The 19,053-nt window shown below is 63.5% G+C and carries 15 protein-coding genes; 5 read left to right on the forward strand and 10 right to left on the reverse strand.

Annotated elements, in window-relative coordinates:
• Positions 1–37: 37 nt before the first annotated feature.
• Genes GEV02_RS09830 through GEV02_RS09845 form a run of 4 tightly spaced genes read right to left on the reverse strand, consistent with a single transcriptional unit; the run spans position 38 to position 6,915 of the window.
• Positions 38–2,476, reverse strand: coding sequence for an ABC transporter permease (locus GEV02_RS09830; protein ID WP_152837820.1), 2,439 nt, complete (start codon positions 2,474–2,476; stop codon positions 38–40).
• 13 nt (positions 2,477–2,489) lie between these two features.
• Entirely contained in the window at positions 2,490–4,880 is a 2,391-nt protein-coding gene (locus GEV02_RS09835) for an ABC transporter permease (protein WP_152837821.1), read from the reverse strand.
• 18 nt (positions 4,881–4,898) lie between these two features.
• Entirely contained in the window at positions 4,899–5,579 is a 681-nt protein-coding gene (locus GEV02_RS09840; protein ID WP_008443565.1) for an ABC transporter ATP-binding protein, read from the reverse strand.
• Between the two features lie 31 nt (positions 5,580–5,610).
• Positions 5,611–6,915: an efflux RND transporter periplasmic adaptor subunit gene (locus GEV02_RS09845; protein ID WP_235922726.1), complete on the reverse strand. Its 1,305-nt coding sequence runs from the start codon at positions 6,913–6,915 to the stop codon at positions 5,611–5,613.
• A gap of 180 nt (positions 6,916–7,095) precedes the next feature.
• On the opposite strand from GEV02_RS09845, the gene GEV02_RS09850 reads away from it, so the two are divergent.
• A complete protein-coding gene (locus GEV02_RS09850; protein ID WP_152837822.1) occupies positions 7,096–8,448 on the forward strand; it encodes a sigma-54-dependent transcriptional regulator in 1,353 nt (450 codons plus the stop codon).
• Complete coding sequence (locus tag GEV02_RS09855; protein ID WP_152837823.1) at positions 8,438–9,670, forward strand: sensor histidine kinase; 1,233 nt, start codon at positions 8,438–8,440, stop codon at positions 9,668–9,670. Before GEV02_RS09850 ends, GEV02_RS09855 begins: the two co-directional genes overlap by 11 nt.
• A 10-nt stretch (positions 9,671–9,680) precedes the next feature.
• Here GEV02_RS09855 and GEV02_RS09860 read toward each other — a convergent pair whose 3' ends face one another.
• The gene (locus GEV02_RS09860) at positions 9,681–10,133 is read right to left on the reverse strand and encodes a GNAT family N-acetyltransferase (RefSeq protein WP_008443570.1); all 453 of its coding nucleotides are present in this window, start codon (positions 10,131–10,133) and stop codon (positions 9,681–9,683) included.
• A 93-nt stretch (positions 10,134–10,226) separates the two neighbouring features.
• Positions 10,227–10,652, reverse strand: a complete 426-nt coding sequence (locus tag GEV02_RS09865; protein WP_008443571.1) for an organic hydroperoxide resistance protein — start codon at positions 10,650–10,652, stop codon at positions 10,227–10,229.
• Between the two features lie 361 nt (positions 10,653–11,013).
• On the opposite strand from GEV02_RS09865, the gene GEV02_RS09870 reads away from it, so the two are divergent.
• Positions 11,014–12,705 (forward strand): hypothetical protein, encoded by a 1,692-nt coding sequence (locus tag GEV02_RS09870; protein WP_152837824.1) that lies wholly within the window; start codon positions 11,014–11,016, stop codon positions 12,703–12,705.
• Entirely contained in the window at positions 12,702–14,015 is a 1,314-nt protein-coding gene (locus GEV02_RS09875; RefSeq protein WP_152837825.1) for a trypsin-like serine protease, read from the forward strand. The genes GEV02_RS09870 and GEV02_RS09875 overlap by 4 nt, the downstream gene beginning before the upstream one ends.
• Positions 14,016–14,032: 17 nt before the next feature.
• Here GEV02_RS09875 and GEV02_RS09880 read toward each other — a convergent pair whose 3' ends face one another.
• Genes GEV02_RS09880 through GEV02_RS09890 form a run of 3 tightly spaced genes read right to left on the reverse strand, consistent with a single transcriptional unit; the run spans position 14,033 to position 16,811 of the window.
• Positions 14,033–14,863, reverse strand: a complete 831-nt coding sequence (locus GEV02_RS09880) for an arginase family protein (protein ID WP_152837826.1) — start codon at positions 14,861–14,863, stop codon at positions 14,033–14,035.
• Entirely contained in the window at positions 14,860–16,122 is a 1,263-nt protein-coding gene (locus GEV02_RS09885; RefSeq protein WP_152837827.1) for a sulfotransferase, read from the reverse strand. The genes GEV02_RS09880 and GEV02_RS09885 overlap by 4 nt, the downstream gene beginning before the upstream one ends.
• Complete coding sequence (locus tag GEV02_RS09890) at positions 16,119–16,811, reverse strand: methyltransferase (protein WP_152837828.1); 693 nt, start codon at positions 16,809–16,811, stop codon at positions 16,119–16,121. The genes GEV02_RS09885 and GEV02_RS09890 overlap by 4 nt, the downstream gene beginning before the upstream one ends.
• Positions 16,812–16,915: 104 nt before the next feature.
• Here GEV02_RS09890 and tolB point away from each other — a divergent pair, with 104 nt between their 5' ends.
• Positions 16,916–18,190, forward strand: a complete 1,275-nt coding sequence (gene tolB / locus GEV02_RS09895; RefSeq protein ID WP_152837829.1) for a Tol-Pal system beta propeller repeat protein TolB — start codon at positions 16,916–16,918, stop codon at positions 18,188–18,190.
• Here the strand turns inward: tolB and GEV02_RS09900 are convergent.
• Positions 18,153–18,950 carry a hypothetical protein gene (locus GEV02_RS09900; protein WP_152837830.1) on the reverse strand — a complete coding sequence of 266 codons (798 nt, stop codon included), beginning with the start codon at positions 18,948–18,950 and terminating at the stop codon, positions 18,153–18,155. The two genes, tolB and GEV02_RS09900, sit on opposite strands and share 38 nt — an antisense overlap.
• Positions 18,951–19,053: the final 103 nt, after the last annotated feature.

The following is a 19,053-nucleotide window of genomic DNA, read 5'->3' on the forward strand; positions in this document are numbered from 1 at the left end:
AGCAGCCTTCGGCTGCTTTTTTTTCGTCCTCGCTTTGCTATGCCTGGTCGCGCAGCACCTGCGCGGGTGCGATACGCATCGCCGTCAGCGTGTGGCGCAAGGTGGCTACCGCCACCACCAGCAGCGCAAACGCCAGCGCCGTCGCCGGCGCCCAACCGCTCAACGGTGTGCGCGCCGTGTAACCGGCCAGGTAACGCTCGATGGCAATCCAGGCCAAGGGCAGCCCCACCGCTCCGGCCACCGCCGTCAACAGCACGAACTCGCGGCTGACCAGTGCCGCAATCGCGCCGTTGCCGGCGCCGTGCAGCTTGCGCAGCACGATCTCGCGTGAACGCCGCTGCACGCTGTGCGCCGCCAGCACGTACATGCCGAAAGCCGCCAGCGCGAACACCACCGCCGTGGCGCAGGCCAGCAGCCTGGCCATACGTACGTCGTCGGCATAGGCTTGCGCGTAGTAGCCGCCGGCGCCGCGTATCGTCGGTTCGCTGCCCGGGAAGTAGCGGCTCCATGCCGCAGCGATGTCCTGCTCCAGCGCGGCCCGGCTGCGCATGCCATCAGCACGCATGCGTACGGTCAGCAGCTCATTGTCGCGCGCGATCTGGTACATGGTCGGCCGCACCGGATCGCGCAGCGTTTCCCAGCGCAGGTCCGGCGCCACGCCGGCGATGCGGAACTGCGTGCCGTCGATGCGCTGGCCCACCGCCTGCTGCGCGGACGGCCAACCCAGTGCCTGCACCGCCGCCTGGTTGAGCACCACGTTCTGCTCGCCATCGCCGTTACTGTTCGCCGTCTCGATGCGCGGATCGAACAGGCGCCCCGCCTGCGGCTTCAGTCCGTAGACGTTGAAGAAATCCGCGCCGACAAAATACACGCTCAACGACGCGCTGGTACCGTCCACGCGCTTGACCGAGTCGCTGCCGTGGGTGCCGGTGCCGTCGTCGCGGCCGGGCACGTCGCGGCTGTCCGCCACGCCGGCCACGCCGGGCAGTTGCGCGATGGCGTCGCGCAGCGAACGGGCGGCCGGGCTGTCGCGCAGATTGTCCTTCATCTCCACCACCAGCAGTGGAGCGGGATCGAAGCCTGGCGGCGCCGCTGCGGCAAACTGCGTCTGCCACAGGATCGCCAGCGCCACGCTGCCCATGCTCATCGCTACGCCGAACTGCACTGCCGTCAAACTGCGGCGCAGCCATGCACCGCCTGCGGTCTCGCCGCTGCGCTGGGCCAGCGTGCCGCCCATGTCGACCCCACGCGCCAGCCAGCCCGGATAAACGCCGGCCGCAGCGCCAACGACGGCGCCGGACAGCAGGCAAAGGCCGATCGCCATCGGCGTGAACATGCCGTCGAGGCGACGCTCCAGCAGGTCGGAAGCCAGCGGCAGCAGCAGCCACGCCAGCAGCACGCCCAGCGCGGCGGCGGCCACCGACAGCAGCATGGCCTCGGCCATGAACTGCGTCAGCAACTGATGGGTGCTGGCGCCGAGCACCCGGCGCACGGCGATCTCGCGCTGGCGGCGCACGCTGCGCACCGTCGCCAGGTTGATGTAGTTGACCACCGCCAGGAACAGGATCAGCAAGCCGGTGGCGCCGAGCGCCAGCACCACGCGCAGGTCGCCGCGCGGGCCGGTGCCCATGGTGTTGGCGACGCTGCGGTCGAAGTAGGCGTCGGCCAGCGGACCCAGGCCGATATCGACCATCTTGCGCTGGCCCAGCGCCGCCTTCATTTCCGGCGTCGCCAGGTTGGCCCAAGGCGCGCGGTCGATCGCATCCTGCAGCACCCGCTGCAAGGCCTGCGGGCTGACGCCGGGAGCGGTCTTGATGTAGATGCGGCCGCCGATGCCCATCCAGTTGGCCAGCGCATCCTCGCGCTCCTTCTGCGGCCACAGCGCGCTGCCCACGCCGACCAGCGCGTTGAATTGCAGCGTGCTGTTGGCCGGGCGGTCCGCCAGCACTGCGCGCACTTGCAGCGCCTGGCGGTTGATTTCGATGGTGCGTCCCAGCGGCTCGGCGTCGCCGAACAGGCGCCGCGCCGTCTGCCGCGTCACTGCCAGGCCGTCGGGTTGGGACAGCGCCGCATGCAGGTCGCCGGCCAGCGCTTGCAGGCCGCTGATGGACTGGAATGCCGGATCGACCGCCGTCACCTCCAGTTCCTGCAGGCGCCCTTGCAGTTGCAGCGTGGTCTGGCGCGGCCACCAGGCGCTGGCTTCCAGCGCCACTCCGCTGCGCAGCGCCACTTCACGCAGCGCGAACGGGGTGTACTCCATCCATTGCGGCTGCGGGATGAAGTTCAGGCGGTGCTTGATGATGAACACGCGCTCGCGCTGCGGCACGTCGCTGTCGTAGCTGAAGGAATAGGCCACAAAGCCGAGCAGCAGGAAGCAGACCGCGAAGCCGGTCGCCAGTCCAATTATCTCCACGATGGCGTGGAAGGGCTGGCGCAGCAGCAGGCGCCAGCCGATGCGGAAGTCGCTGGGTTTCATGCGTGTCTCCTGATTAGTCGCGCAGCGCCAACGCGGGCGACATGCGCAAGGCCGTTGCCGTGTGGCGGGTCGTGGCCAGCAGCGCCACCAGCATCGCCATGAACAGCGCCGCCACCAGCGTCCAGACGCCGATGGGCGCGTGCTCGGTGTAGTTGGCCAGGTAGCGCTGGATCGCCACCGCCGCCAGCGGCAGGCCGATCAGCGCACCAGCGCCCACCAGCGCCGAGAACTCCCTGCCCATCATCAGCGCGATGTCGACGCGGCCGGCGCCGTGCAGCTTGCGCATCACGATCTCGCGCTGGCTGCGCTGCACGCTGTAGGCCGACAGCACGTAGATGCCGAACGCCGCCAGCGCGATGGCGATCACGCTGGTGGCGGCCAGTATCCGTATCAGGCGCGTTTCGGTGTCGTAGCGTTCTTCGAGTACGCCTTGTTGCGTTTTGATTTCCATGATGGCGTTGGGGAAGTGGCGGCGCCACAGCGGTTCGATTTCGGTGTAGGCCGTTTCCAGGCTGTCGCGGGTGCGTACCATCAGCACGCCGCCGGGGCGGACGAAATAGACGACCGCTTTCGGCGGCTGGTGCAAGCCCTGGAAGCGCACATCCGGCGCGACGCCGATGATCTCCATGCCCCCCGGGACCACCTGCCCGACCGCGTCCTGCGGCGACGCAAAGCCCAGCGCCAGCGCGGAAGCGGTGTTGACGACGACGCGCGGGGCCTTGTCGTAGCCGACATCCTGCGCCGCGTTGTACAGGCGTCCGTACAATGGCTGCAGGCGGCTCACTTCAAACCAGTTGGCGCTGACGTTCTTGCCTTCCAGCGGGATCTCGCGGCCATCCCTGGTGGTCACGGTGTTAACCAGCTTCATGCCGTCGCGGCCTACGGCCTCCGAGATGGTCGACACGCCTTCCACGCGTGGCAACCTGCCCAGTTGTTCGATGAAGGCCACGGCCTCCGGCTTGCCCTCGGTATCGGAAGGCAGATTCAATACCAGCAGATGCGCCGGATCGAAGCCGGGCGATGCGTGCATGGCGAACCAGGTTTGCCAGCCGACCGCCAGCGCCGTCGCCGACAAGGCCATCGCGCTGGAGAACTGCAGCACGGTCAGCACGCGCCGCACCCACAGGCCGGCGACGGTTTCGCTGTTGCCGCGTCCCGCCAGCGCGGGCCCGGGCAAGGCGTGCTGCGCCAGCCACGCGGGATAGGCGCCGGCGCACACGCCGATGAACAGCCCGAACGCCAGCGCGGCCAGGCAGCGTCCTGGCGTGAACATGCCGGCCAGCGGACGGTTCACCAGCTCGGCGAAGGTTGGCAGCAGCAGCCATGCCAGCACCAGGCCGGCGGCGGCGGCCAGCACCGACGTCAGCGAAGCCTCGCTGAGGAACTGCCGCACCAGCCGTGCCGCGCTGGCGCCGAGCAGCTTGCGGACGCCGATTTCGCGCTGGCGGCGCAAGGTGCGCACCGTGGCCAGGTTGATGTAGTTGATCGCCGCCAGCAGCAGGATCAGCAAACCCGCCGCCGCGAGGCCGAAGACACTGCTGCGTTTTCCGTACTGTTCGCCGGCGCGGCTGTTCGCCAGGCCTTCGTCGAAGTAGATATCGCGCAGTGGCAGCAGGCTGATATCGGCGACGTTGCGGCCGTTCAGGCCTTTGCCCATCGGGCCTGTCTTGACGCGCTGGTTGAAAGGCGATTTTTCGCTGGCCTCTTGCAGTAATGCCGTCAATGCCGATTTCGATGCGCCGGGTTTGAGCTTCATGTAAACGGTGGCGCGCCCCCAGTTGCTGATCGCAGTCTCGCGCTCCGGCCAAGCGCTGCTGGCGGTGCCGATCAGCGCCTCGTATTGCTGGCTGCTGTTTGCCGCAGGGTTGGGCAGCAAGGCCCTTACCTGCAACACGGTGCCGTCGATCCTGACGGTCTGGCCGACAGCAGGCGCATCGCCGAACAGCTTTTGTGCACCGGCGCGCGTCAGCGCCAGGCCGTCCGGCTGGGCCAATGCCGCAGCCAGGTCGCCCTGCAATTCGGCGATGCCGAACATGGTCGCGAAACCAGGATCGACCACCTGCAGGTCCAACGCGCGCAGCTCATTGCCCGCGCGTAGCGGCAAATCGACGGACGAGGTGACGCTGGCTTCCGACACCATGCCGCTGGCAAGCGCCACGTCGCGCAAGGGCACGAAGGCCCGTGTCTGCCAGTCCGGACGCGGGAAGACGTTGATGCGCTGCTTGATGACGACCACGCGGTCGTTGTCGGGAATGGTGCTGTTGAAGTTGATGCAGAAAGCGACAAAGCCGAACAGCAGGAAGCAGGCGGCAAAGCCGATGGCGAGACCGCCGATCACCACGGCGGAGTAGGCCGGCTGCTGCAACAGCAGCCGCCAGCCTATGCGAAAGTCGCGCAGGTTCATGTGAGTGATCCTGACGCTTTAAGCGGCTTGCAGTACGTCGACCATGATGCGGCCGTCGAGCAGATTCAGCGTGCGCGAAGCTTGCGCGGCGTGGTCCGGCGAGTGCGTGACCATGACCACGGTGGTGCCTTCGGCGTTAATCTCGCGCAGCAGGCGCATGACTTCATCGCCGTGTGCGGTGTCCAGGTTACCGGTCGGTTCATCGGCCAGCAGGACGGCGGGGCCGGCCACCAGTGCGCGCGCGATCGCCACGCGCTGCTGCTGGCCGCCCGACAGCTGCGAAGGGCGGTGCGAGGCGCGGTGGCCCACGCCCAGTTTGTTGAGCATCGCGGTGACGCGCTCGCGCCGTTCGCGCGCCGGCGTGCCGTTGTATTCCAGCGCCAGTTCGACGTTCTCGAACACGGTCAGTTCTTCGATCAGGTTGAAGCTCTGGAAGATGAAGCCGATGCGGCCGCGCCGCAGCTGGTTCAGTTTCGATTCGCTCCAGCCGGCAACGTTCTGGCCTTCGAACCAGTACTCGCCGTGGTTCGGCACATCCAGCAAGCCCAGTATGCCCAGCATGGTCGACTTGCCGCAGCCGGATGGTCCGGTGATGGCGACGTATTCGCCCGCTTCGATTTCCAGGTCGATGCGGTCCAGGGCCGTGGTCTGGATTTCTCCTGCCTGGTGGATTTTGCTGATGCCGACGAGTTTGAGCATGGGGTGTGCCTTTAATGATAGTTGTGAGAATTTACTGCGTAATTTGCAGTCGTGGTGAATTTCCGTAGGCCGCATAGCTGGACAACAGCACCTTGTCGCCTGCGGCCAGTCCTTCCAGCACTTCCAGCTGGCTGTTGTTGCGGCGGCCGATGCGCACCGCGCGGCGCTGCGCCGTGCGGCCGCCGGCGTCGAGCACATAGACCCAGGCGCCGCCGCTGTCGTTGATGAAGGCGCCGTTCGGCAGCAGCAGCGCCTTGGCCGGTTCGCCCAGCGTGATGCGCGCGTCCAGGCTCTGGCCGGGGTTGAGCACCGGCGGCTGGCCGCCGGTGAACACCAGTTCGACCGTGAAGCGGCCGTCCTTGATCTGCGGGTAGATGGTGCGGATGTCGATCGCGTAACTGCGCTCCTGCTGCTTGACGTTGCCGTGGCGGCCCACCGCCATGCGGTTCAGGTAGTACTCGTCGACGCTGGCGGACAGCTTGAAGCGCGCCGGATCGTCGATGCGGCCGATGTTCTTGCCGGTGCTGATCGACTCGCCCACTTGCAGGCGGAAGTTGGTCAGCCGGCCTTCGACCGGCGCCCGCACGGCCAGCGCGTCGACCGTGGCCGAAACCAGCTTCAGGCCGGAGTTCAAGCCATCGATCGCCGATTCCAGCTGCTGCGCGGCGCTGCGGCGCACGCTTTCCTCGGTGCCGGTGGCGCGTTCTTCCTGCTCCAGCAGGCGGCGCTGCTGCTGCAGCTTGTCCGCCGATTCCTCCAGCGCGACGGCGGAGATGTAGCCCTGCGCCGCCAGCTTGACGTTGCGTTCGTGCTGCTTGCGTACCTGCTCCAGCGCGTACTGGAGATCTTCGCGCCGCCGCTGGTGGTCGCTGGCGCTGGCCTCCTGCGCCACGCGCAGGTTGGACAGGTTGAAAATGCTGACCGCGTGTTCCGATTGCCGCGCCAGCAGTTCCAGGTTGCGCTGCGGGTTGGAGATGCGGAACAGCAGCTGTCCTTTTTTCACCAGCGTGCCGTCGAGGACGAAGACTTCTTCGACGCGGCCCGATTCGACCGAGTCGAGTATCACGGAATTGAGCGGCTCCGCATTGGCGCGCACGACGATCTCGTCGACGAAGATGCCGGGCGTGGCCTGGCCGATGCGCAGTTCCGCGCCGTCCACTTGCAGGCCTCGCGGCATCCATGACCACAGTGCATAGCCGGCTGCCGCCACGGCCAGCGCGGCTGCCACGCCGATGGCGATGGCCTTGCCGCGCTTGCGGGGCACCACGACATCCATCGACGCGCCGCTGGATGGCAGGGGTGAAGGAGAGGGGCCGAAATTTTTTTTGATGTGCATGTCAGCCATACAGCAAAGCCCGTGCCATGCCCGTATCGGCCGGTTTGACGGGCGATGTGGCCCGCATCGCCCGTCCGGTGTCCGCTTATGAACAGTGGCCGATGTTCGGAACTGAACACTTGCGGCGGACGGTGGCGGAGGGCCGGTCCCAAGCCGGTTGGCGGCTGCTAGAATGCCTGCATGTCCGCCTATGTACTGATACTCGATGATGATGCCGATGTCGCCACTGCCGCCCAGTTGCTGCTGCGGCGGCGCTATGGCAAGGTCGCCACGCTGTGCGACCCGGCCGGCCTGCCGGCCCTGCTGGCGCAGGGCGTGCCCGACGTGGTGCTGCTGGACCTGAACTTCACGCCCGGCTTCATCGACGGCGCCGAAGGCCTGGCGCTGCTCGACCTGCTGCGCGCGCAGCCGCAGCCGCCGGCGGTGATCGCCATGACCGCCTACGCCGATGTGCCGCTGGCGGTGGAAGCGCTCAAGCGCGGCGCGGGAGACTTCATCACCAAACCCTGGGACAACGCGCGGCTGGTGGCCGCCATCGACCAGGCGCTGGCGCGCCGCGCCGCGCTGCGCGGGCCGACGGCGGCGGCGCCGGACCTGATGGGCGAGTCGGCGGCGATGCGCGAGCTGAAGGCCTTGATCGCCGGCGTGGCGCCGACCGAAGCGAATGTGATGGTGCTGGGCGAGAATGGCGTCGGCAAGGAGCTGGTGGCGCGCGCCATCCACGCGCTGTCGCGCCGCGCGGCCGGCACGCTACTGGCGGTGGACATGGGGGCGCTGCCGGAATCGACTTTTGAGAGCGAGTTGTTCGGCCATCGCAAAGGCTCGTTCACCGACGCCAAGGCCGACAGGGCGGGGCGCTTCCAGGCCGCGCGCGGCGGTTCGCTGTTCCTCGACGAAATCGGCAACATGCCGCTGGCCGCGCAGGCCAAGCTGTTGACGGCGCTGGAACGGCGCGAGGTGACGCCGATCGGCGCCGACAAGCCGGAAGCCATCGATGTACGCATCATTAGCGCCACCAATCTGGAAGAGACGCGCTTGTTCGATCCCGCCGTGTTCCGTCCGGATTTGCTGTTCCGCCTGAACACCATCGTGATCCGCGTGCCGCCGCTGCGCGAACGGCGCGAGGATATTCCTCTGTTGCTGTCGCATTACCTGACGCAGTATGCCTTGCAGTACGAGCGGCCGGCGCGCAATGTGAGCCCGGCGGCGATGGATGGCCTGCTGCGTTACGAATGGCCGGGCAATGTGCGCGCGCTGCGTCATGCCTGCGAACGGGCCGTGATCCTGGGGCAGGGCGCCGACTATGCGCTCAGCGATTTCGGTCTGCCCGGCAGCGGCGCTGTCGATGGCGATGACGCCGCCCCGATCCCGGCACGCGCAGCCGCTGCCAGCGACATGACGCTCGATGCGCTGGAGCGCGAAGCCATCGCGTCGGCGCTGTCTCAATTCAACGGTAACATCAGCCACGCCGCCAAGACGCTGGGCATCAGCCGCGCGGCGCTGTACCGCAAGCTGGGCAAGCATGGCATCTGAACGCGCCCTCAAGCTGGGTGCCGCCGCCAGTGTCGGCGCCCTGATGGCGCTGACCGGCGTGGCCGACGTGATGTCCGCCGCGCCCGAAGCGCGCCGCATCGTCCTGTGCTGCCTGGCCGCGCTGGTCCCCTCCACCGTGCTGTGGCAATGCCTGCGCGCCCTGGCGCCCCGCGCTCCGCGCATGGAGCAGCAGACCGGCACTCCGTCCGCGAGCCGCGAACTGTCCGACGCCTTGCTCGCACTGGAGGCGCGCCTTGAACACGCACCGATTGCCTTGTTCAGCATCGGGAATTCAGCCGGTCCCGGTGCGGTGGCGCCGCTGAACGCCAGCGCGCGCCGCCTGCTGGCGCCCGGCCGCGCCAGCGCGCCGCAGGATCTGCACCAGCTGCTGGCCGCGCAAACCGCCGGCCAGCGGCAGCTGATCAGCTTCGACACGGAACGCGGTGTCGAGCGCGCACTGGTTGCCGTCGCCGCGCTGACCATGCAGGGCGTGGCCCAGCGCCTGGCGGCGCTGATGCCGGTGGAGAGCGAGCTGGAAGCCGAAGCCCTGAACGCCTGGCGCGAACTGGTGCAGGTGCTGACCCACGAGATCATGAACTCCCTGACCCCGGTGGCCTCGCTGTCGCGCACCGCCTGCGGCCTGCTCGACGAAGCGGGGGAAGGCCTGCCGGCCGACATCCACGCCGATCTTGGCACCGCGCTGGACGCGATTTCGCGCCGCGCCGCCAGCCTGGTGGATTTTGTCGGCAGCTACCGCAGCCTGTCGACCGTGGCGCAGGCGCAGCCGCAGCGCGTGCTGCTGGAGGAATTGTTCGATCGCCTGTCCATGCTGCTCGCGCCGCAGTGGCAGGCGCTGGGCGGGCGCGTGGTGTTTTCGGTGGAGCCGGCGTCGCTGGCGGTGATGATCGATCCGGGGCAGCTGGAGCAGGCGCTCATCAACCTGCTGAAGAACGCGGCCGAAGCCATCACCGGCAAGGCGCCGGAGGCGCAGGTGTGCGCGCGTCTGAGCCGGGGCGGCCGCCTGCGCATCGAAGTGTCGGACAACGGCCCCGGCGTGCCGGAGGCGCTGGCCGCGCACATCTTCACGCCGTTCTTCTCGACCAAGAAGCAGGGCCGGGGCATAGGCCTGGCGATGGTGCGGCACCTGGTGCACGCCAACGGCGGCACGGTGCGCTACGCGCGCTCGGTCAGCGCCGGCGCGCGCTTCATGCTGACGTTTTAACGCACGGGCCTCATCGCACCATATCGATGTGCATGATGCCGTCTTCGTCGTAAGGCTCGGTCACGGTCTTGAAGCCGAAGCTGGCGTAGAATTTTTCCAGGTGGGCTTGCGCGCCGATGCGGAAGGCGTGGCCCGGATGCAGCGCCTCGGCCAGCGGAATCGCCTTGGCCAGCAGCTCGCGGCCGATGCCGCTGCCGCGCGCGGCCTGCGTGGTCAGCACGCGGCCGAGCGACATCTCATCGAACTTCACGCCCGGCGGCACGCAGCGCAGATAGGCCGCCAGCGTGCGCTTGCCGTCGATCTCGCGCCACGCCATCAGGTGATGGCACTGCGGATCGGCGCCGTCGATGTCGGGGTAGAGGCAGGTCTGCTCCAGGATGAACACCTGCTGGCGCTGCAGCAGTACTTCGTACCAGTCCTGGCGGGGGATGTCTTCAAATGCCAGCCATTGCCACTCAATCATTGCGTGTCCCGATGCGGTTCAAAACACTGATTGTATGTGAAAAAAGGCCGGCGCCTTGGAGGGCGCCGGCCTTTCGGCGGGAGGCTGTATCGCTTAGACGATGGTCAGGGTCACGTCGATGTTGCCGCGGGTGGCGTTCGAGTATGGGCACACGATGTGGGCGGCGGCGACCAGTTTCTCGGCTTCTGCGCGGTCCAGGCCTGGCAGCGAGATTTTCAGTTCGACTTCGATGCCGAAACCGGTAGGGATAGGACCGATGCCGACAGTGCCTTCGACCGACACGTCAGCCGGTACGGCGATCTTGTCGCGGCCGCCGACGAATTTCATCGCGCCCAGGAAGCAGGCCGAGTAGCCGGCAGCGAACAGCTGCTCAGGGTTGGTGCCGACGGCGCCGGCGCCGCCCAGTTCTTTCGGGGTGGTCAGTTTGGCATCCAGCACGCCGTCGGAGGAGACAGCACGGCCTTCACGGCCACCGGTTGCTTTAGCGTTTGCGCGGTACAGAACTTGTTGGATCGACATGATATTTCCTTTTCAGTGAGTGAGAATACTTAGTTGACTATTAAATCGCTAGCTACTTCGTACTACTATCCGGCGCTGTTTGCCGCGCCCATGACCACACTATAGATCGTGTGCTATTGAATAGCAAGCGATTTTTAAAGATATTTTTTGAACGGGATGCGCGGCGCTTACATTCCCACCAGATCGCTCACAGAAGAAGTAACAGGAAAATTCCGGATAGCGATTTAGCGTAGGAATAGTCCTACAAACCCTCCAGTGTGATCCTTTTTGAACACAAATATCTATCAAATTATCACATCAATATAGTTAGCAACATAGCAAAATATATCTGAAAAGAATCCAAATTTTCTCGTAACATTGTTTGGATGATTTTAAAAACACAATTATTTGCTTCAATCATTTCCCCAAACTTAAGGATCAAACCATGTCTAAGTTTTGGATCTTTCTTTCTGTATCCCTACTCGCCGGTTGTCACACCTCCTTGTCTGTCTCCCGGCTTACTCCCGAGGCAGATTCCATCCCTAGTGGTGCTATCTACCAACTCCCTGCTACCCAATTGGACATTACCGCAACCTTCAGAATTGCTCAGTGCGGCGTAGCGTACAAAGGTTTGCCTGATGAAGATTGGCGGTTTGAAAGCGAACTGGTGAGTGCGAAAATTACCTCATCGTCTGTCGGGGATCCTCAAGAACGATACGTGATCGACTATAGCAAGCTTAATTCGCCCATGAAGATCACTACCGCCAATTTAGCGTGGTATCCGTCAGGCATGATTAAGACTGTGAATGCCGACATCGACGACAGGACTGCTGAAGTCACGGCCAATCTGGCATCTGCAGTAATAAACGTCGCGAAGGCGGTCTACGCACCGCTAGGTATCGCAGCAACCGGGCCCACAGGTGATCCCCTGTCAGAGTGTCCTGCCCCTCTGAGTAAGAACATAAAGGACCTGGCCGGTCTACGTGATTCGATCATCGATGCCACAAAAAAAGACGCCGTCCTCAAGCCAAAATTGGAGGCTTTGGCCGCCGCAAAACAAGCGCTGGAAGCGGCGCAAGCCGCTCTCAAGGAGAGCCCGACGGATAAGAAGCTTCAGGCCAACGTTACAAGTGCAAAGGAAAAATTCGACAAATTGGACAAGGTGTACGGCAAAGCCAAATTAACTGCTCCCGCACTGGTCGAGCAGCAAACTGCGCTGACCAAACGCCTCACCAGCACTGTGAATTTGCAATGGATTCCACGGCGAGGAGAAGAGTCCGGACAACTATGCCAAAAGGTCACTGCCCCGCTTGCTGTCTTCATTAATTCATATATCGACGATTCCTTAACCACTGCGGAGGTGGAAGCGCTCCGTAAGGCGAAGACAAAGGTCGAATCCTCCAGCATGTGGGTTTGCCTGACTAACGTCGATGGGGCAGATTTCCAGGCGCCGAAAAAGTCTTCCTCAACTGACGCTGGTGCTGCGCCAACTATACAGAGCGCAACTGGACTCATCTATCGATGGCCAGCGTCTGCTCGTATAGCTGCCTATGGCATTACCAAAGACGGCAACATCAACAAAGGCATCAGGCATGCTGTCGACGGCGATGTTTCCATATTGTTTGCCCAGTTGGGTCCCAAAGGGCAATTAACCTTGGACAATGGCACTTTCGATAAAAACACCCTCAAAGTTGCTTTTGTGGAGAATGGCGCGCCTTCTACACTTGACTTCACTGCACAATCTGCGGCGGAAAGAGGCAGTGCAGCAGTCAAGGATCTGACCGCCCAATACGCTGTGCTCCGGGATCTCAAAGCGAAGGCTGAAAAAGCAAAAGCTGACGCCACCGATGCCGCCACTAAGGCAGCGAAGGCCGCGGAGATCGCTCAACTCGACTACCAAATTAGCCTGGTAAGCAAACAGCAAGCGCTGGATCTCGCTCGCCTCGGCGGTAAGGACAAAGTTCAGCAAGAGATCGATGCAGAGAGCAAGACTGCCGAATTGCTGGAAAAGAAAATCGAAACGGAAAAGCAGCGGCAGGCTTTGGAAAAATTGCTGAGTGAGCGTGCGCAATGAAAAAGCTGATCCTGCCGTTGATGCTGCTCGCATTCTCCACCGCAGCCGCAGAACCGATCTCAATGCCGCTCGTGACAGAACGCCTTCTAGCTAAAGATCGCGCTTACCTGTTAAATAAACCATTTCGGGCCGAAACGCGAGAGGTCCTGCAGACCATCGAAAACCGGGATGTGTTGACAGCTTTATCCGGCGATGTCCAGAAAGAGGCTGACCTTGCTCACAGCACCAGCCCCAGTCTCGATCATGTCATTGTCCCTCGCTTAGGGCTTTACAATCTTGCGCGCAGTGGGATTCCAGATGCCAATCTCGCGCAGGTCGTTCCAGGGATTAGCAAGGAAGCGCTGATAGACATCGCCACCAACCGCCGAAAACTGGACGAGCGCCAGATAAAAGCGCTGGCAACGGCGTTCGCATCAGTCTTTAAGCGTGATGGCAGCTCAATCCCGTATCTATACAACCCCAAGAAAATGGCGCCAGACGATTGTCCTAAGAACTCCGGCGACGGAAGCTATGATGCAACTGCAAAGCGGATCAACAGCACGGTTTGTAAGCAGCGCTTCAACGTCGTGGGAGCCCTCACTAAATTGAATGGCACCCACGAAGAAATTTTTTGCTCAGGTACCTTAGTCAATGAACAGTGGTTTCTTACCGCAGCGCATTGCCTAATTGGCTTTTCAAGCGACAGTAGCGCATTGGGCGTGTACGTTCCCTACTTTGGTGGCAAGGAAACCATCTACGGTTATGGCGGCACGCAAAGTGCAGGAATGCTGAGATTAAAAGCGCTGGATTTGATTTGGATACAGAAATCTCAGAGGATCGATCTCCCGAATACAGATGCCGACATGCTCGCCTTCATTACCGCGGGAAACGATATTGCTTTAATAAATGTGAGCGGCCTTGGTTTCAAACCCAATCTAACTGCTATAAAAATCTCCGACATCGGTAACGAACCATACACTATTGCCGGCTATGGTGTAACCAATGCCGCCCAACCTATGGGGGGCACCTTGCTTGAGGTTGGAACCCAGGCTCACAAGTTATCCGCCGGTGAGAAAGTCGTGTCTCTTGATTTGTCTCTCGACATATCAAAAAGGACCGCGCACATTTGTGGGCGAGATTCTGGCGGCCCACTCTTTGCCGGCGATCTTGATGGGAGGGAGAAGGGCCCGTATGGGATTGTCGCCATCTCTAGCGGCATAATGTCCAAGAGGGAAACGGATTTCTGCGTTGACGGCACCCAGGTGTTTACTCGCCTGGATCGTCCGCCAGTAAAGCAATGGCTTTGCGCGACCGCAGGCGCCGGGTGCTAACGAGAGCGAGTTCCCGACTATTTTTCGATGGACGACTCCAGCTCGCCCAGCAGCGCCAGGCAAGCCAGCGCGGCCTTGTTGTCGTGGTCTTTTTCCTCATGCCAGGCCGACACCGATACCGCGATGATGTCCGGCCCGCGCAGCGAGCGGAACAGCGCGGCGATGTCGTCGAAACTCGGTCCCGCCTTGACGTGGTATTTCAAGGCGGGGATGTCCGCTTCCGCGTCCATCACGTCGCTGTCGAAGTGCAGGTACAAACGCTCGCCCGGCTTCAGGTGCTCGCCGATCTGATCGATGGCGCAGCAGACGATGCCGGAGCTTCTCACCGCTTCCAGCTCGCCCGGATCGAGATCGCGCGCATCGGAAAGCACCACACGCTCTTCGGGGAAGGGCATGACGCCGATGGTCGCCAGCATCGCGCCTATCGCATCGCGGCCTTGCTTGCGGCGGTCGCCGCGCCCCACCAGTACCGCCAGCGGCATGCCTCCGAGATATTTGGTCTGCGTGGTTTCCCAGGTATGGAAATCGCCGTGGGCATCGAGCCATAAAATCCGGTCCGGCTCGCGTCCGCTTCGTTGCAGGCCGCCCAGCACGCCGAGCGTGGACATGCAGTCGCCGGCGATGCTGACCGGGACCTTGCCTGCAGCGGCGATCCGGCTGACCCGCTCCGCCAGCCCTGCGTAGATGCTGCCCATCCTGCGCAACTTCTCGTTGGGGTCATGCACCGTGACGTCCGCGAAATCGGGCACGTCCACGATATCCCAGTCATGGTCGGAGAGCCCGGCGGCGCGGCGCAGGCCGTCGCGACGTTGTCCGAGCAGGAAGGGCACCAGCAAGCGATTGTTCATGTCCATGTATCCGGATTCATCGAGTAGCCCAGCTGCGCCATCATCGCCTGCACGGACTGGCGCTGGCCCATGTCCAGCAAGGCCTGTTCGCGCTTGCGCCAGCGCAGCGCCTTGGGCGCGTCGGTAGCCATGGTGACCGGCAGTTGGCTGGGCAGCGACAGGCCGGACAAGCCAAGCATTTCGACGATGCGCTGGAACTGCGCCGCCGGCCGTTCCATGAAATCCTCGAACCTCAGGCGCAGCGCCGGCACGCGGCTGGCCAGGATCGCTTCATGGGATGCCAGCCATTGGTTCAGGCATACATCGCTCAGGTCAGCCTGGGTGAACTGGCGCCAGTTGGGCGGCAGGTCGAACTTCCACCAGCGCCGGCCGAAGGGCGTGGCGTCGGAGTAGCCGCGTATCTGCAACGCTGCGCCGGTCCGCACCATGTCGTGCGAGAAGAAACCCCGGGGCGACAGCCAGCCATCCATCAAGCCATTGACCGTCTGCGCATAGCCCCGGCTCAGGTGGATGTATTGGATCTCGGCTTGTGGAAACAGCTGCTCATAGATGCCGATGCGGTAGGCATCGCTCGGCGATTTGAATAGCAGGATCTTGTTGGCTGCATCGTCGGCGGTGAACTGGCGGCGATAGCTGCGGGGCAGCACGAAGGGCGGCTCTTCAAGCTTCAGTTGCTCGTCGTAGTAGCCGCTCGCGCCCAGCTGCAAATCACGTTGCGTCGATGATTGCTGCGCATCGTAAAAATTCATGCGCCACGGCTGATCGCGAAACACGGATGCGAGGATCGCACGTTGGAGCGCACTATCCGTCTGCTGCCTGCTGTCCCGGCAAAGAGCGTGCAGGACTTCGTCGAGCGCGTCGCCGAGGTTTCGCTGCTGTGCCGGATCGATGAAGAGCAGCGGGAACTGCAGCAGCAGGCGCCGTTGCCAGCGGACTTGTAATTGCTCCGCAGTCGGCAGCGTCGGACTGGGGACGTTGAGTTCGGCGAAGATGTTATCGGCCAATGCGTCCGGCTGTAGCAGCGTGTGGACGGCGTCGCTGTCGGAGTGCATGCCGAAACCGTTTTGCGTGAGTGCCAGGTAGGGTTCAATTTCCCCGTCGAGCGAGGCGATGTCGGGATGTTCCGCCAGCAGGTGCTTGATCAGGCTGGACCCCGCGCGTGAGCTGCTCAGGATAACGGCAACCCGCCGCACCAGATTGCGCCACGGCGCAGGGGGCACAGCGCGCAAGTTGGCGATGGTGTGCAGTACGTCGTTCATACGCGCGGAGCTTGACGCATTCTCTGGATCAGGAACCCGTAGAATTCTTTCGTCTCGTCCGCACTGACGCGTGCCAGCAGGCGCATGCCGAAGCCATTGTCCTTGGCCAGCTTGCGCACTTCTTTGACCGCGCCGAAATTGGAGTGCGCAAAGTAGATGCGCCCATCCGGTTTCAGATATTTGTCTGCCTGCTCGAAGAACTGGGTGTTGGTGCGGAAGTCCGTGTCCCATTGCGAACGCGCGACCACATCGGGCGCATCCTTGTTGCGGAAGGGGAGGTTCGCGGTGATGACGTCGAACTGCTCATTGCCGATGCCGTCGAACAGGCAGGAATATCGTACTTCCATCGTCTCGCCGAAGCCATGTGCGGCGGCGTTGTGCTGGGCGCTTTTCAGCGCTGCGGGATTGATGTCGACGGCTAGTACGCGGGCGGCGCCGGCGTAGCAGGCGAATACCGCGATGACGCCGGAGCCGGTGCCGACATCGAGCACGCTGCCGCCTGCCGGAACGCGCAGGCTGCGCACCAGCGGCTGGCTGTCCGTGTAAGGCCAGAACGTATTCGGGAAAACGAGGAATTCCTTGCCCAGATAGCGGAACGTCTTGCCATCCTCGGGTACTACCTTGAAAGCCTTCTGGCGGTTCTTTTGCCAGCGATCGATATGCACCTGCTTACCTGGGGAATTGTCCATTTCTATCACCTATCGGATGAAGGAAAAGCAATCGAGGAATGCAGCGACGATAGTACTACGATAGCTTGGAAGGAGATGCACAATTTGCGTATGATGATCAACTTATGAAAAAACTGACACACTACCTGTTCTACGCCGCCATGGCCGCGACCATGAGCAGCGCGCAAGCGCAAATGCGGGTTGAAATCAGCGGCGTTGGCAGCAATCAGATTCCTGTCGCAGTCGCCGGCTTCGCCGACGAGCTGCTGGCGCCGCAGCAGATCTCCGCCATCATCAGGGCCGACCTGGATCGCAGTGGCATGTTCAAGGTGATCGACGCCGGCACCATCGCCGACGTCAACAACATCGACTACGCGGGATGGAAGGCCAAGGGCGCCGATGCGCTGGTGGTGGGCACAGTGTCGACGCTGGCCGACGGCCGCTACGACGTGCGCTACAAATTGTTCGACACCGTCAAGGCCAGCCAGTTGTCACGCCAGGACCAGGCGGTGTCCGGCCAGGCGGCCCGCCTGGCGGCGCACAAGATCGCCGATGATGTGTTCTTCAAGCTGACCGGCGTGCGCGGCGCGTTCGCCACCCGCATCGCCTACGTCAAGCAGGAGGGCGGCAGTTATCAGCTGGTGGTGGCCGATGTCGACGGCGAAGGCGAGCAGACGGCCCGGCGCGGCAGCGATCCGATTATTTCGCCGGCCTGGTCGCCCGATGGCGGCAAGCTTGCCTACGTATCGTTCGAGCAGAAAAGACCGGTGGTGTATGTGCAGAACCTGGCGACGCAGACGCGCGTCGTCATCGCCAACGAAAAGGGCAGCAACTCGTCGCCGGCGTGGTCGCCGGATGGCAGCCGCCTGGCCGTGTCGCTGTCGAAGGATGGCCATACCCAGATCTACATCGTCAATGCCGACGGCAGCGGCTTGCGCCGCGTGTCCGACGGCACCGGCGCGGCCATCGACACCGAAGCGCAGTTCTCGGCCGACGGCCAGAGCCTCTACTTCGTGAGCGACCGCAGCGGCGGCCCGCAGGTCTACCGCATGAACGTGGACGGCACGGAGGCCAAGCGCATCACGTTCGCCGGTAGCTACAACATCAGCCCGCGCATCTCGCCCGACGGCGCGACGCTGGCCTATATCTCTCTGCGCGACGGCAACTACCAGCTGTACGTGATGGACCTGGCCACCGGCCAGGAACAGCGCCTGTCCGACAGCACCGACGATCTGTCGCCAAGCTTTGCGCCGAACGGCAAGTACATCATCTACGCCACCGAGGCGGCCGGCCGCAAATCGCTGGCGGTGGTGTCGGTGGACGGCCGCGTCAAGCAGCGTTTGAGCGCGCAGGACGGCAACGTCAGGCAGCCAGCTTGGGGGCCTTTCCCGCCGCAATAGACATCAGGCGCTTCACGCCCAGCGATACCAGCAGCGCGCAGCAGAAGGCGGAAGCGAAGGCCTGCGGGATCGGCCCCTGGCGCAGCGTGACCGCTATCGTCAGGCAGAACACGGCGAACGCGTAATAGCCGTACACCATGCCGCGCAGCAGGGCCACGGCGAAGGCGCGCCCCGAGCGCGCGTGCGAGAATCCCACCAGCACCGTGCTCATGATCGGGAACATGGCGAAGAATCCGCTCAGGCGCGGCCCGATGCGTGATGCGGCAAACGTCACGGTCAGCACCAGCAGGGCGCCGGCGATCATGCGCCACGGGACATCGCTGGCGCCTGTGCCGGCGGCGCTGGCCTGTGCCGGCAGCGCCGCCTTGGGGAACAGCCGGGGCGACAGCAGCAATGCGCCGATGACGAGTCCAAAGCACAGCGGCAGTTGCGGATGGAGTGCGTTCAATCCCGCCACCGCCAGGCCGTACGCCGCCATCGCCCACAGCATCGACCCGGCGATGCCGCAGCGGCCGGAAGCCCACGCATAGGCGATGCTGAAGACCAGGATGGCGACCACCGCCAGCAGCGTGCCTTCCGCGGCGGTGGCGGCAAATGCCGGCCCCTGTTCCAGTGTGATGGTCAGCAGAATCGGCCCGGAAATGACGGGGAAGGCGGATAGCCAGCCGGCCACGCCGGCACCCCATTTGCGTCCGGCCAGCGTCACCAAATAAATCAGGCAGGGAACCAGTAGTAACTTCAGCAGCAGGATGGAGGTCATGTTCTGTGTGCGCGTGGTCGGGGCAAGGGTTTGCTTATTCGACAAGTATGGGCAGGGTGATCTTGGGCGTCAAGCAATGCCATTCCGCCAATTGATAATGATT

Origin of the sequence: Rugamonas aquatica, from assembly GCF_009380215.1 — a bacterium.
GTDB classification, from domain to species: domain Bacteria; phylum Pseudomonadota; class Gammaproteobacteria; order Burkholderiales; family Burkholderiaceae_D; genus Rugamonas; species Rugamonas aquatica_B.